This window comes from Candidatus Poriferisodalis sp. (assembly GCF_965221945.1).
In the GTDB taxonomy this organism is placed as follows: Bacteria; Actinomycetota; Acidimicrobiia; order Acidimicrobiales; family Poriferisodalaceae; genus Poriferisodalis.
Genome location: NZ_OZ244925.1, coordinates 282610 through 296819 on the forward strand (window position 1 = coordinate 282610; position 14210 = coordinate 296819).

At 66.7% G+C, this 14210-nt stretch carries 13 protein-coding genes; 11 read left to right on the forward strand and 2 right to left on the reverse strand.

The features are described from left to right. Positions 1–5: 5 nt before the first annotated feature. Genes pth through ACOQPH_RS01355 form a run of 6 tightly spaced genes read left to right on the forward strand, consistent with a single transcriptional unit; the run spans position 6 to position 7720 of the window. On the forward strand, positions 6–647 hold the full coding sequence (gene pth, locus ACOQPH_RS01330; protein WP_420622966.1) for an aminoacyl-tRNA hydrolase: 642 nt from the start codon (positions 6–8) through the stop codon (positions 645–647). Next, positions 644–4285: a transcription-repair coupling factor gene (gene mfd / locus ACOQPH_RS01335; protein ID WP_420622967.1), complete on the forward strand. Its 3642-nt coding sequence runs from the start codon at positions 644–646 to the stop codon at positions 4283–4285. Before pth ends, mfd begins: the two co-directional genes overlap by 4 nt. 56 nt (positions 4286–4341) lie before the next feature. Next, positions 4342–5493 (forward strand): hypothetical protein, encoded by a 1152-nt coding sequence (locus tag ACOQPH_RS01340; RefSeq protein WP_420622968.1) that lies wholly within the window; start codon positions 4342–4344, stop codon positions 5491–5493. 24 nt (positions 5494–5517) lie between these two features. After that, positions 5518–5994, forward strand: a complete 477-nt coding sequence (locus ACOQPH_RS01345; RefSeq protein WP_420622969.1) for a MazG nucleotide pyrophosphohydrolase domain-containing protein — start codon at positions 5518–5520, stop codon at positions 5992–5994. A gap of 56 nt (positions 5995–6050) precedes the next feature. Beyond that, positions 6051–7346: a phosphopyruvate hydratase gene (gene eno, locus ACOQPH_RS01350; RefSeq protein WP_420622970.1), complete on the forward strand. Its 1296-nt coding sequence runs from the start codon at positions 6051–6053 to the stop codon at positions 7344–7346. Continuing rightward, positions 7343–7720 carry an FtsB family cell division protein gene (locus ACOQPH_RS01355; protein ID WP_420622971.1) on the forward strand — a complete coding sequence of 126 codons (378 nt, stop codon included), beginning with the start codon at positions 7343–7345 and terminating at the stop codon, positions 7718–7720. The genes eno and ACOQPH_RS01355 overlap by 4 nt, the downstream gene beginning before the upstream one ends. Before the next feature lie 50 nt (positions 7721–7770). Here the strand turns inward: ACOQPH_RS01355 and ACOQPH_RS01360 are convergent, their stop codons facing one another. After that, positions 7771–8358 carry a TetR/AcrR family transcriptional regulator gene (locus ACOQPH_RS01360; RefSeq protein ID WP_420622972.1) on the reverse strand — a complete coding sequence of 196 codons (588 nt, stop codon included), beginning with the start codon at positions 8356–8358 and terminating at the stop codon, positions 7771–7773. Positions 8359–8530: 172 nt separating this feature from the next. Between ACOQPH_RS01360 and ACOQPH_RS01365 the strand changes: the two genes are divergently transcribed. Together ACOQPH_RS01365 and ACOQPH_RS01370 are read left to right on the forward strand one after the other, a co-directional pair. Continuing rightward, entirely contained in the window at positions 8531–9001 is a 471-nt protein-coding gene (locus ACOQPH_RS01365; RefSeq protein ID WP_419552173.1) for a (2Fe-2S)-binding protein, read from the forward strand. Positions 9002–9014: 13 nt separating this feature from the next. After that, positions 9015–9842, forward strand: coding sequence for an FAD binding domain-containing protein (locus ACOQPH_RS01370; RefSeq protein ID WP_420622973.1), 828 nt, complete (start codon positions 9015–9017; stop codon positions 9840–9842). Positions 9843–9994: 152 nt separating this feature from the next. On the opposite strand, the gene ACOQPH_RS01375 is transcribed toward ACOQPH_RS01370, so the two are convergent. Then, a complete protein-coding gene (locus ACOQPH_RS01375; RefSeq protein ID WP_419552175.1) occupies positions 9995–10738 on the reverse strand; it encodes an SDR family oxidoreductase in 744 nt (247 codons plus the stop codon). A 141-nt stretch (positions 10739–10879) separates the two neighbouring features. Between ACOQPH_RS01375 and ACOQPH_RS01380 the strand changes: the two genes are divergently transcribed. The 3 genes from ACOQPH_RS01380 (at position 10880) to ACOQPH_RS01390 (ending at position 14198) form a co-directional block, all read left to right on the forward strand. Further along, entirely contained in the window at positions 10880–11884 is a 1005-nt protein-coding gene (locus ACOQPH_RS01380; RefSeq protein ID WP_420622974.1) for a fatty acid desaturase, read from the forward strand. A 69-nt stretch (positions 11885–11953) separates the two neighbouring features. Next, positions 11954–12991, forward strand: a complete 1038-nt coding sequence (locus ACOQPH_RS01385) for an aldo/keto reductase (RefSeq protein WP_419552177.1) — start codon at positions 11954–11956, stop codon at positions 12989–12991. Between the two features lie 97 nt (positions 12992–13088). Then, entirely contained in the window at positions 13089–14198 is a 1110-nt protein-coding gene (locus ACOQPH_RS01390) for a metallophosphoesterase (protein ID WP_420622975.1), read from the forward strand. Positions 14199–14210: the final 12 nt, after the last annotated feature.

Genomic DNA, 14210 nt, shown 5'->3' on the forward strand with positions numbered 1-14210 from the left:
ACTCAGTGTCCGTCTTCCGCCGGGCGGCCGCGCGGCGGGGGGCAACCGCAGACTGGTTGGTGGTGGGTCTCGGCAATCCTCCCGAGCGCTTCACCGGGAGCCGCCACAACGTCGGGGCCCTAGCCGTGGAACGCTGGTCCGAGGCGCTCAGGTGCGAGTTGACCGCGCAGAGACGCGAACACGCTCGGGTGGCAGTGACGACGGTCGGCGAGTGCCGCGTCACGCTTGCGTGCCCGTCCACATTCATGAACGAGAGCGGTCGCAGCGTCGGCATGTTGGTCAAGCGCCACGGCATTGTCGAACCGTCGCGACTTGTCGTCGTGCACGACGAGCTCGACCTTGAGCCTGGCCAGGTGCGGCTGAAGGTGGGCGGGGGGATCGCCGGTCACAACGGCTTGGCCTCGATCTCCAGCCAGCTCGGCACCCGGGATTTTGTGCGTCTGCGCATCGGCATCGGCAAGCCGCCGCGGCCCGAAGCCGGCAAGAAGTGGGTTCTGCAGCGCCCGTCGCGCCGGGAGGAACCATTGATCAACGAGGCCGTCGACCTGGCGGTGGCAGGGCTGGAGATGCTGGTGCGCGATGGCCCCGAGGCGGCGATGAACGTCACGAACACCCGCCGGCGGGGTCGGGACCCCGACGCACAGTGAGCACCGCAGGCTCAGCGCCGCTGCGGGTGTTGACCGAGCGCCTCGGCAACGACCCGGGCTTCGTGTCGATGCTGGGCCGGGAGTCCGGCTCGATTGCTGTCGCAGAGGGGGCGCGCCCCTACGTCGCCGCCGGCTTGGCGACGTTGGGGTCGCGGACGCCGGTTCTCGTCGTGACAGCGACGGCCCTCGAGGCTGAGCGCTATGCCGATGACCTCGGCACCTGGCTGGGGGAGCAACAGGTAGCACTGTTCGGTGCCTGGGAGACGCTGCCGTTCGAGCGGGTGAGTCCTGCGACTGAGACCATGGGTCGCCGTCTGGCGGTGCTGGGGGCGCTGAGCTCGAGCTCAAACCCAGGCGAACCTGCGCCCGAGGTGATCGTCGCCCCGATTCGAGCTCTGCTGCAACGGCTCAGTCCCGATACGTGTGCTGGGGGAACGTCTTCGATCCGCGTGGCCCGAGGCGGCCAGTGCGACCTCGGCGAGCTGGTGTCGCAGCTGGTGGGGTGGGGCTACCGCCGCGAGCATCAGGTCGAGCACCGGGGCGAGATTGCGGTGCGCGGCGGGATCGTGGACGTCTTTTGCCCGACGGCCGATGCGCCGATACGAATCGACCTGTGGGGCGACGAGGTGGACCGTCTCACGACATTCTCCGTCTCCGATCAGCGTTCGGTGGCAGATCTTGTTGAGACACGTCTGTTCCCGGCACGCGAGATGCGTCCCGATGCCGCCATGAGGGAACATGCCGCAGCGCTGGCAATCAGCGAACCGTGGTGCCGCGAACACATGGAGCGCCTCGCTGGAGGCGAGCTGTTCGACGGGATGGAGTCGTGGCTGCCGTGGCTCAGCCCCGACGAGATCGTGCTGCCGGATCTGCTCGGACCCGAGGCGCTGGTGCTGCTGCTCGAACCGCGGCGACTCGCCGACCGGGCCGCCGACATCACGGCGGAAACCGACGACCTGACCCGTTCTCTGGCGGTGACGTGGGGCCTCAACAATCCCGACGATGCGGGCCAGCGCGACGGCACGGACGAACAGGCTGAGGTGTCGTTCCCGCGGCTGCACGTTCCCTTCGACCGGTTGCTGGCGCGCTGCGAGGCCGCGGTGTGGTCGGTGGACTCGACCGCAACTCCGTCGGCAGACGGAACACTGGGCCCGCACATAGCGACCAAGTCTTGGGTGCCCGCTGCTGGCGACGTCACGCGCTTGGTGGCTCAGTTGCGTCGCTTGGTGACAGGAGCGCAGCGACCCATTGTGCCGGGAGCGCAGCGACCCATTGTGCCGGGAGCGCAGCGACCCATTGTGCCGGGAGCGCAGCGACCCATTGTGCCGGGAGCGCAGCGACCCATTGTGCCGGGAGCGCAGCGACCCATTGTGATAGTGGCAGCCGAAGGCGAGGGTTCGGCTGTACGTCTCGCTGACGCGCTAGGCGCGGAAGAGGTGCCGCTGCGCCTGCATCGAGATGGGTTCGCTCCGGCGCCGGGCGGGCACGTGGTGGTCGCGCCCCTGGAGAAGGGATTCATCGCGCCCCAAGCCGGTGTCGCGGTGCTGCCCGAGGCGGAGTTCTCCGGCCGCCGCCGCGTTCACCGGGCAGCTCGCCGGCGGACTGGAGTGTCGTCGTCGTTCGAAGATCTCAGCGTCGGCGATTTCGTCGTTCATCACTATCACGGCATCGCCCGCTACGCGGGGCTTGTCCGCCGGGCGTTCGGCGACGATGAGCGGGACTACCTCGAGCTGGAGTTTCGCGGAACCGATCGGCTCTACCTGCCAACCGAGCAGATCGAATTCATCCGCCCGTACATCGGCGGAGAGACGCCTCGGCTCAGCCGCATGGGCGGCAGCGACTTCCAGCGCCAAAAGGCCAAGGTGCGGGCGGCCGTGGCCGAGATCGCCCAAGAGCTGGTGGTGCTGTACCAGCGACGAATCACTACTGCTGGCAACGCGTTCGATCCCGACGGATTCGGCATGGCTGAATTGGCCGACAGCTTCGCCTACACGCCCACACCAGATCAGCGCCGGACAATCGACGAGGTACTGACCGACATGTCAGAACCCACGCCGATGGACCGGCTGGTGTGCGGCGACGTCGGCTTCGGCAAGACCGAGGTGGCGGTGCGGGCGGCATTCTGCGCGGTGAGCGCAGGCAAGCAAGCGGCGGTGCTGGTGCCGACGACGCTGCTGGCCCAGCAGCACCACCAGACCTTCGCCGAGCGTTACGCCGACCAACCCGTCCGTGTCGAGGTGCTCAGCCGCTTTCTCACACCTGCCGCCCAGCGCGCGGTGCTTGCCGGGGTAGCCGACGGCACGGTCGACGTGGTGATCGGCACGCACCGGCTGCTGTCGGGGGACGTGTTGTTCAAGAATCTCGGTTTGTTGGTGGTGGACGAGGAGCAGCGTTTCGGCGTCAGTCACAAGGAGTCGATCAAACACCTGCGTTCTGAGGTCGATGTGCTGACGCTGACGGCCACACCGATTCCCCGCACCTTGGAAATGGCACTCACTGGCATCCGGGATCTCTCACTGCTGCAGACACCGCCCGCTGAGCGCCAGCCAATCCTCACGCACGTCGGCCCCTATGACGAGCGCGCCGTCAGCGAGGCCATCCGGCGGGAGCTGCTGCGGGAAGGCCAGGTGTTCTTTGTGCACAACCGGGTCGCGGACATCGATCTGGTGGCTGGGGACCTCGCGGTGCTCGTGCCAGAGGCGCGGATCGCGGTCGCGCACGGCCAGATGGACGAGGGAACGCTCGAACAGGTCGTGATCGACTTCTGGGAAGGCGCCTACGACGTGCTGGTGTGCACGACCATCATCGAATCGGGCATCGACATGCCCAGCGTCAACACCCTCGTGGTCGACCGCGCCGACCTGCTGGGTCTGGGGCAGCTGCACCAGATCCGCGGACGGGTGGGCCGGTCAGGCCAGCGTGCATACGCGTACCTGTTCCACCCTGAGGGTCGCTCGCTCACCGAGGAGGCCTACGAGCGGCTGCGCACGATCGGCGAGTCCACCGAGTTGGGCTCGGGCTACCGCATCGCTATGCGCGACCTCCAACTCCGAGGCGCCGGGAACCTGCTCAGCGGCGTGCAGTCTGGCCATGTCGCTGCTGTCGGCTACGACCTCTACTGCGAGTTGGTGAGCGAGGCGGTTTCCGAGCTGAACGGCGAGACGCCCGAGCAGCCGGCCGAGATCGTCATCGATCTGCCGCTCGTGGCGCACTTGCCCGACGACTACGTGGCGGACGAGACGGGTCGCTTGGAGGCCTATCGCCGCCTCGGGGCTGTGACCGAGTTGGTGGAAGTGGCTGACATCGAAGCCGAATGGGTCGATCGCTACGGTCCGATTCCTGACGCAGCGCGGACGCTGTTGCATATCGCGCTGCTGCGTGCGGAATGCCACCGGCTGAGGATGCGAACCGTGGCGTTCGCGCCCGGTCACGACGGCGGACGAGTGCGCCTGGGACCGTTCGGGCTGACCGCAAGCGAGGAGTTGCGCATGCGGCGCATCTGTGCAGGCACGCCCTTCAGCGCAGCGCGCTACAAGGCAGACGTGGGCGAAGTGCAGCTGTCAGTCCGAGCGTTGAAGCCGGCCACTGTCGGGCACCTGTTTGGGTTCTGCCAGCAACTGCGGCCGCCCGCCGACTGACCTTCCGATGCGATGGTGTCAACACCGCCGCAGCGGCGAACACCTACCCTGCCTAGATGCCTCAGACCACGGCGAACCTTTCGGCGCCAAGAATTCCTGATGCCGATCGAAGCCTGGCGGCCTCGGGGTCCGAGGCGGCGGTGACTGCCCGGTCGGGGCGACGGCGGGCGCTGCGCCGCAAGTTGGCCATCGGGGCCATCGCGGGGCTCGTAGCGCTCATGGCGTTTGCGTGTGCGGACGATGGCGAAGTCGTCACCATTGACACAGCGGTGGACCCCGATCTCGTCGACGCACTCGACACCGACGACGACGGCGTGGTGTCACGCGATGCCGTTGAGGCGGCCAACGAGCAGGCAGAGTTGGATGCCCAACGGGAGGCCGAGCGAGCCGAACGCGACGCTGCGCGAGCTGCTCAAGAGGCCGCTTTCGGGGCACTGCTCTCCGATGGTGCCGCCGTCGCAGCGAGCTTCCCGGGCGGGCAGGTGCTTGTCGATGAGGTTCGTACGAACATCGTGGACTCGCCCGTGACGCTCATGGACGACCCGGAGAACCCCACGCACGAGGAGTTCGTGTCACGGCTCTCGTCAATGATTCAGTTGCGCCTTGCTGGTGTCGCTCTCGACGGACTGGGCTTCCCCGTCGACATCAGCGCCGCCGACGAGGCCATCAATGCGCAGGTCCAGGCGCACCTCGAGGGTTCCTTCGAGGAGTTTGCGCAGCAACGCAGCGTCGAAGAAGATCCCAGCATCGAGCGGTTGGCCACGCCACACTGCGTCAGTGCGCTGGCAGTGACGACCGAGGCCGACGCCAATTCGGCCTCCGATCGCGTGCGGGCAGGTGAGGCGCTGCCCGACGTCGCTGCTGCGGTCAACCTTCCAGGGCTCGGCGGTGCTGACGGCGCCATTGGATGCGGCCAGCCGTTCAGTCTGTTCGGAGGAGGCGATTTGGCGCTGGCCTTGCTCGACCTCGAGCCCGGAGGGTTGACCGAGCCGCTGATGTTGCCGTCCGCAGCCAGTCCGACCGGCGAGCTCTGGGTGGTGCTGCATCTGGATGCGCTGCTTTCGAATGAGACCGATCTTTCGTCAATCGGTCCGTTCGCGGGCCACGTACTGACCGCGATCATGTCGACCTACGAGGTGAGCGTCGCCCCAGAGCTCGGCGCATGGAATGCCGACAGCCTGAGGGTGTCGTTGCCGATCCTGCCGTGAGCCATTTCTTGCGTGGGGGTCGCTATGGCCATTGAGGAAGATCTCGGTGCCAGACTCGTCTCGCTGCATGGGGTGATTGCGAGGCTGCGACGCGAGTGCCCCTGGGACCGGGTCCAGACGCATGCCTCGCTGGCCCCATACGCCCTCGACGAGGCCGCCGAGCTGGCCGAGGCGCTGCAGGCCGCCCATGACGCGTTGTCCGGCTCAACGCACGATCAGGCAACCGCCATCGAGGATCTTGTTTCCGAACTCGGCGATGTGTTGCTGCAGGTGCTGATGAATGCCGCCATCGGCGAGCAGGCGGGAACGTTCACGCTGGCCGAGGTGCTCGACACCATCGAGGCCAAGATGCTGCGTCGTCATCCCCATGTGTTCGCACGCGATCCCGACGCTCCCGAACCCAGCGATGACGAGCTGTCGGTGCAGTGGGAGGCGATCAAGAAGGCCGAACGCACCGCACGGGCGAACCGCATCGCGGCTCGCGAGGCGCACACCGCCTAGTCGCTTGGCTCGAGCGCTGATCTTGCTGGCGCCAAGCTTCGGTACTCTCGCATTGCGTGACAGCGCGCGTACTCACTCAGATCGTCCAGGTGACCGGCCGCGAGGTGCTGGACTCGCGGGGCAATCCCACGGTTGAGGCCGAGGTGCGCACGGCGGGGGGTGCCGTAGGTCGTGCGATCGTGCCCTCCGGTGCCTCGACAGGACAGTTCGAGGCCGTCGAGCTTCGTGACGGTGGTGACCGGTACGGCGGCAAAGGTGTCGCCGTCGCGGTCGGGCACGTGAACGGCGAGATCGCCGGCGCGCTCGTCGGATTCGACTCTGCCGATCAGCGCCTTGTCGACCGCATGCTCATCGAGCTCGACGCCACGATGAACAAGGGCCGGCTCGGGGCGAATGCAGTGCTGGCCGCCTCGCTGGCGACATCCCACGCTGCGGCGGCAACGCTGGGCGTGCCGCTGTACCGCCACGTCGGTGGCGCCAATGCACATGTGCTTCCCACGCCGATGATGAATGTCATCAATGGGGGATCCCACGCCGACAACAACGTGGACCTGCAGGAGTTCATGATCGTCCCGGTGGGAGCGGCGTCATTCTCGGAGGCTCTGAGGTGGGGCACCGAGACCTACCACGCACTGCGGAGCGTGCTGCGAACCCGGGGCCTGTCGACAGCGGTCGGCGACGAAGGCGGGTTCGCTCCTGACCTGGAGTCCAACGAGGCTGCGCTCCAGCTGTTGGTCGAGGCGATCGGCGAAGCTGGCTTTGAGCCCGGCGCTGACATGGCGCTCGCGCTTGACGTGGCATCCACCGAGTTCTTCACCGACGGCACCTACTCCCTTGCCAGCGAGGGTCGCCAGCTTGACGCCGTGGGCTTTGCGAGCTACTTGGCCGAACTGTGCGGGCGATACCCGATCTGCTCAGTGGAGGACGGCATGGCCGAGGACGACTGGGACGGCTGGTCGAGACTCGGCGACCTGCTCGGCGATCGGGTACAGCTGGTCGGCGACGACCTGTTCGTCACCAATATCGAGCGGCTGGGACGCGGCATCGCTGCGGGGGTCGCCAACAGCGTGCTGGTCAAGGTCAATCAGATCGGCACGCTGACGGAGACGCTCGACACCGTCGAGCTCGCCGGGCAGGCCGGATACACCGCGGTGATGTCGCACCGTTCAGGCGAGAGCGAGGACACCACCATCGCCGACCTGGCTGTCGCCACCAACTGCGGGCAGATCAAGACGGGCGCGCCGGCACGCTCGGATCGGGTCGCGAAGTACAACCAATTGCTCCGCATCGAGGAAGAGCTCGGCGAGGCTGCTGCCTATCGAGGTGGCGGCTCACTGGCCCGAAGCCCATGAACGCGCCGACGCAGCTCCGCCACCGGGAGGGGCGACCCCGGGTGATGGCGGTGCTTGTCGGTCTTGTGATCGTGGTGAGCGCAGCCGGCCTGCTCGCAGTGCTGCTGTTTCCCTGGCCATCGCTGACGAGCCAGCGGCGCAACATCGACCATGCTTCCGACACGCTGGCACGGCTGCAGGTGGAGACCGCTCACCTAGCCGAGCAGGTGGCCCAGGCCAAGGATCCAGTGGTCGTGGAGCGGATCGCCCGCGAGCAGCTCTCGCTGGTGCGCGACGGCGACACGCTGTACCGCCTGAACGTGGATCCCGCCGATGTGGTCAAGCTGCCGCCAGCGTGGCCGCTGCGCGGCGTGGCGCACCTGCTCGGCAACTGAATCCGTTCGTTGGCACCAGAACAAGCCACTGAGAGGGCGAGTGGTCACAGCTAGTCGGTCATGATGCGCAGGGCGCGTCCAACAATCGCATCACGGTGAACATCGGGATCCACGCCGCTTTGCTCAAGCGACAGACGGACCGTGCCGACGGCGCCCGCAGCACGGATGCGATCCTCGACTTCGGGTGACGGTCCTGTGAGCCAGGCAAAGAGATCTCCGGCTTGCACCCGTAGGCGCTGACCGACAGTGCTCTGCTGAACGTCGACGTCATCGGCGACGAGTCGGAACGCCACGATGTCGCGGGCCAGCAGGTCGAAGAAGCGGTCGAGCACCTCTCGCAGGGCCACGGGTGTTCGCTCGAGCTCGGCCATCCGGGCGATGATCGTTTCACCGTCGCGCTCCATCGAGGCCAGAACCCCGGCGAGCACGTCTTCCTTGCCGGTGAAGTGGTAGTAGAGCGCAGCCGGCGTCAGGCTGAGGCCCGAGGTGAGTTGCCGGACCGAAGTACCCCGGTAGCCCTGCCGGGCGAACAGGTCGCGTGCCCGCTGCAGGATCAAGTCCCGAGTGTCCGGCGGCGCAGGTTCGCCCGCGCATTCCGACTGGTCGCCAGTACCCGCAACGGCCTCCTCGCCGGCCACATCGTCAAACTACTGCTGCGGTTCAGTGCCGCTTGTCCCCTTGTCTGCGCGTGGTCGCTGCATGATGCATGATGGTGGCCGCTCGGCCCGGCGGGCCGTGCAGACACACGCCCGGCCTGACGGCCACGCAACCAAACACTCGGCCTGGTGGCCGGCGAGAAGAGAGGTCATTGTGGAGATCAGCGTCACTGTGAACGGCGAGACTCGCACCGGCGACGTTGAGCCGCGCACGCTGCTCGTGTACTGGCTGCGGGACGACCTGCGGCTGACCGGCACGAACGTGGGCTGTGATACGTCCTCGTGTGGAGCCTGCACCGTGCATGTGAACGGCGAATCGGTGAAGTCGTGCACAATGCTGGCGGTGCAGGCCGACGGCGAGGAGATCTTGACCATCGAGGGATTGGCGCCGTCGGAGGACGAGCTGCACCCGATGCAGGAGGCCTTCCGCCAGAACCACGGACTGCAGTGCGGTTACTGCACTCCAGGCATGGTCATGGCGTCGGTATCGCTGCTTGAGGAGAATCCCGACCCGACCGAGCGAGAGGTGCGCCTAGGCCTGGAAGGGAACCTGTGCCGCTGCACGGGGTACCACAACATCGTCAAGTCGGTGCTGGCCTGCGCGGCCGGCGAGACGTCAGCCTGAGGGGAGCGCAGCAATGATTCCTGCAGCATTCGACTACGTACGAGCTGGTTCTGCCGACGAGGCCATCGCACTGCTCGGTGAGCACGGCGACGAGGCCAAACTGCTGGCTGGCGGTCATTCCCTGCTGCCGATGATGAAGCTGCGCCTGGCGGTGCCGAGCGTGCTCGTCGACATCGGCCGCGTGACCGACCTCAGTTTCATCGAGGACCACGGCGACCACATCGGCATCGGCGCGCTGACCCGTCACCGGGCGCTGGAGACCAGCGATCTGTTGGCTGCTGAGTGCCCGCTGCTGGGCCATGTGGCTGGCGAGGTCGGCGATCCGCAGGTTCGCCACCGTGGGACCATCGGCGGCTCGCTTGCCCACTCCGATCCCGCATCCGACCTGCCGGCGGCGGTGCTGGCACTGGGCGGCACCCTCGTCGCCCAAGGTCCCAGCGGCAGCCGTGAGATCGCCGCTGGCGACTTCTTCACCGGCTATTTCACCTCAGCGCTGGCGGACGACGAGATGCTGACCGAGATCCGGGTTCCCAAGGCGCCCGGCGACGGCTGGAACTACCAGAAGTTCAACCGGCGGGCCCAGGACTGGGCGATCGTCGGCGCAGCTGCGGTGACCGTCAACGGCGGGGCCAACGTGGCGCTCGTGAACATGGGCTCCACGCCAATTCGAGCTGCTTCGGTCGAGGCGGCGTTGGCAGGCGGGGCATCGGCGGCGGAAGCTGCCGAGCAGGCCGCCGAGGGCACCGACGCTCCCACCGACCTGAACGCCACTCCGGATTACCGCAACCACCTCGCCCGGGTACTCACCCGGCGGGCGCTCGAGGCTGCCGGCGTTTCTTAGAGGCCGCGCGGATAGGTGACGTCTCGGAAAGTTGCTGTCACGTATTCTTTGTGCAATTTTGCCGTCTGAGGCGGCATTTCTGCGCAAAGTCCAGGCCCGTCGGGGCTGCCGGACATCGCCGCCTATCCGCTGAGGCACTTAGCGCTTCGAGCTCAGTCCAGCAGCCCGGTGGCTTGGCCACCGTCGATGAGCAGGCCAGTGCCGGTCACGAACTTGGCCTGCTCGCTGCACAAGAACGCCACTGCGGCGCCGAAGTCGTCGGAGTCGCCGCACACACCCATCGGGTTGCTCTTGCCGGCGTCTTCCTGGTTCATCATCTTGGACACGCGGTCGGTCCAATGGGTACCCGGCTGAGCGGAGTTCACCGTCACGCCGTCGGCTGCCACCTCTCGGGCCGTGATCTTGAGGAAGCTGGTCAGCCCCGCCCGTGCAACCGAGCTGGCGAGCAGGAACGGGATCGGCTGCTTGACGCCGACGCTGGTGATGGCGCACACGCGGCCCCAGCCCCGCTCGCGCATCGCAGGGATGGCGACCCGGCACATCTCGATCATGGCCTTGCAGTTCATGTCGAAGGCCATCTGGTACGAGTCGATCTCGGTGTTCGTGAACATGCCCGGTGGCGGACCGCCGGCGTTGGTCACCAGGATGTCCACCGAGCCCAGGCTCTCGATGGCTTGCTCGACGAAGCTGCGACCCTCGTCGGGGTTGCCCAAGTCGGCGGTGATGGAAACTACCTCGCCGTCGATCTGCGCCACCGCGGCAGCCAAGCGCTCCGCATCGCGGCCGCAAATGGCCACGCGTACGCCTTCGGCTGCGAGCGCCTTTGCCGATCCGAGCCCCAGTCCTGCTGAGCCCGCAGCCACCGCTGCTGTGCGTCCTGAAATTCCCAAGTCCATCGCCGGTTCCCCTGTCTCGGTCAGCTGATTCTCATCAGCCCATCTGTGGTCGCCCGGAACCGTAGCCAACGGCCGGCGTGCCCTGCCAGCCCGGTGTCGCCACGCGCCGCCGTCACTGCGCGAGCGCCGTAGCATCGAACCGTGAGCTCGACCGCCGCACCGCCGACTCACGACGAGCTCGTGGCGAAGATGACCGGCGGCATGGCGCGTTCTGACTTGCCAGCGTTCGAGGGCTCAAGCCGTCTGCGACCCGACGGCCGGCCCAAGCCCGCGTTCCGAGCCAAGCTGCGCCGCATTCCCGATGCGATCAACGCGTTCGAGGTGATCGCGACGCTGGCTGCGCCCGTGGCAGTCATTGCCGCAGTGATCGCCATCGATCATCCGCTGGCCATCGTTGCTGCGGTGCCGATCATCGGCACGCTGCAATTGCGGATGTTCGTCCTCCACCACGAGGCATCCCACCGGCTGCTGTTCTCGAATCGTTGGCTGAACGACCGGATCGGCATCAACCTGGTGGGCTGGTTCCCGTTCGGCACCGGCGCGCACCACTACCGCCGGGGCCATGCCAACCACCACCGGGACGAATTCGGCCCCCGCGAGCCGGATTTCCTGCTGTATTCGTTCTACCCGATTTCGTGGCCGTCGCTTCGCCGCAAGTTCATGAGGGATGTGGTGGGCGTGTCCGCGTGGCGCATCGTCAAGCCCCGATTCACCGGCTTGGCCAAGCTCAGGTTCCTGCCGCTGAGCTTGCGGTTCTTCGCGGGGCAGGCCATCGTGTTCGCTGCGTTCTGGCTGTCGGGTCACCCATGGCTGTACCTGTTCTTGTGGGTGGTGCCGTTCTTCACCTGGTACCAGATCATCAACCGCCTGCGGGCCATCGCCGAGCACGGCGGCATGACCCGAACTTCCGACCGTCGCAACACCACGCACCACATCCGCCAGAGCTGGCTGGCCCGGGTGCTCTTCGTGCCATACCACGTCGGCTACCACCTGGCCCATCACGTCGATTCGGGTGTGCCGGCTCGCAACCTGAAGCGTCTGAACAGGGCGCTCGTCGACGACGGCTACCTTCCCACTGAGGCTTCGTGGCCCACTTACCGCTCGCTTTGGCGTGCCCTCGCTTCTGGTATGCCGGAGCCCGCGTAGCGCCGGTCCCGCATTGCTGACGGTGTCGACCCGACAGGGGAGCGCCGCGGTCGAATACGTTTCGTGACCATGTCGCGACTGAAGTCAATCCAGCTCGGGTCCAACTGCGGCCTGCGGGTCTCCGAACTGTGTCTGGGGACCATGAATTTCGGGATCCCCGGGCGGGGCCACCAAGGCGACTGGACGCTCGACGTCGACCAGGCCCGTCCGATCTTCGAAGCCGCCATCGAGCGCGGTCTCTACTACTTCGACTGCGCGGACATCTACGGGGTGGGCGCATCTGAGGAGGTCGTGGGCCAGGTGCTGCGGGAGCTGCTTGCGCGTGAGAAGTACGTCCTGACCACCAAGGTCTCCATGCCGATGGGGCGCAACCCCAACGAGGGCGGCCTGAATCGAAAGCACATCATCGAAGGCGTCGACAACTCGCTGCGCCGCCTCGGTGTCGACTACGTGGATCAGCTGGTCATTCACCGCCATCCTCACGGCATCCCCGGCAGCGTCGAGACGCCGATCACTGAGTCGCTTGAGGCGCTGCACGACGTCGTGAAGGCGGGCAAGGCGCTGTACCTCGGCGGGTCGTCGATGTTCGCATGGCAGTTCGCGGAGATGCAGCTGACCGCCGAGATGCGGGGCTGGACGAAGTTCGTGTCGATGCAGAACCACTACAACCTCATCTACCGCGAGGAAGAGCGGGAGATGAACCCCTACTGCGCCCGCACCGGCGTGGCGCTCACCCCGTGGTCGCCGCTGGCACGGGGCATATTGGCGGGCTCGTATCAGGGCGGCCTCGACGCCGGCACCACCGACAGGTCCCAGGGTCAGGATCGTGCTCGTACCGAGAGCCTGTACCGGGGCGAGCGGGACTTCGACATCGCCGCCCGGGTGTCCGAGGTGGCCAAGCGGCTCGATGTGCGCCCCGCCCAGGTAGCGCTGGCGTGGCTGGTGAACAAGCCCGAGATCACCGCCCCGGTCGTGGGCGTGTCGAAGATCAGCCAGCTGGACCAGCTCGTCGAGGCCACGATGATCGAGCTCAGCCCCGACGACACCGCCTACCTCGAAGAGCTCTACCAGCCTGTCGAGAACCTGCTCACCCTCGGCACCAGCTGAGGTCGCACTCAACGCACAGCGCAGCCGCACCGGCGCCCTTCCGACCGAACGGCTCGACAGGTCTGTGGCACCCTCGGGATGCGAGCGTCTGTTGCCGATGTTCTTGAACTACTACTCCATCGTCGCTGCAGTCGTCGTGGGGATCGTTTCGGGGATCCTCGGGGTGAAGTGGATCCGCACAGGACTCCGCAGCGGCCAGGTCGTTGCCCGCGCGGTGACCGTTGGATTCGTGGGCACGGTCATCTTGAGCGGCGGAGCGTTGTTCATTACCGGACTGGACGGGTTCACGCTTGTGCATGTCACCTATGTCGTAGGGGCGATGGGTGCGCCGATCGCCGGTGGCATCGCGCTGCTGGCTGCCCGCACGCGCCCGCAAGCCATCACCGCTGTCTGCGTGATCGCCCTTGTCGCAATCCCGGTCGGCGTCTATGCGACCTATGTCGAGCCCTTCTGGCTACGGGTGGACACTGCGGAGCTCGCGGTCGATGGCGTCGACGAGCGGATCCGGATCGGGGTGCTCGCTGATCTGCAGACGACAGCGGTCGGCAACTACGAGAACGAGGCCGTCGACCGCTTGCTTGGATTCGCACCTGACATCGTCGTGATGCCTGGAGATCTGTACCAGTTCGACCACGACCTCTTCGACGAGCGAGCGCCGCAATTCACGCAAGTGATCCGGCGGATTCTCGACGACGTGCCATTGGTTTTCTTGGTGAGCGGCAACACCGACACCGTTGCGGGCCTCCGGCAGATCACCGCTGGCACCGGCGCCAGAGTGCTCGACAACGAGGTCGACACGTTCGAGCTCAATGGCATCACGCTGAGCATCGGAGGGACGACGCTCTTCGGCGACGAGGCGTCGGCGCGGCGGATGGCTGAACGACTCACGGGCGATGAGCACGCCGACGTTCGGATACTGCTCGCCCACAAGCCAGACGCAATCGAGTTGCTGCACGCACGGCCGGCCGATCTTCTCATTGCCGGCCATACCCACGGCGGGCAGGTTTCGTTCCCGCTCATCGGCCCGCCATTGACGTTGTCGAGCGTGCCGAGGCACGTCGCCGCAGGCGGGTTGCATGAGCTGGACGGAACACCGATCTATGTGTCAACCGGCGTCGGCCGCGAGCGTGGCAATGCCCCACAGCTCCGAATCGGCGTCCGCCCGTCAATCGGAATCATCGACCTCGTAGGAGCCGTCGGACCCTGAGCGCAGTCGGAT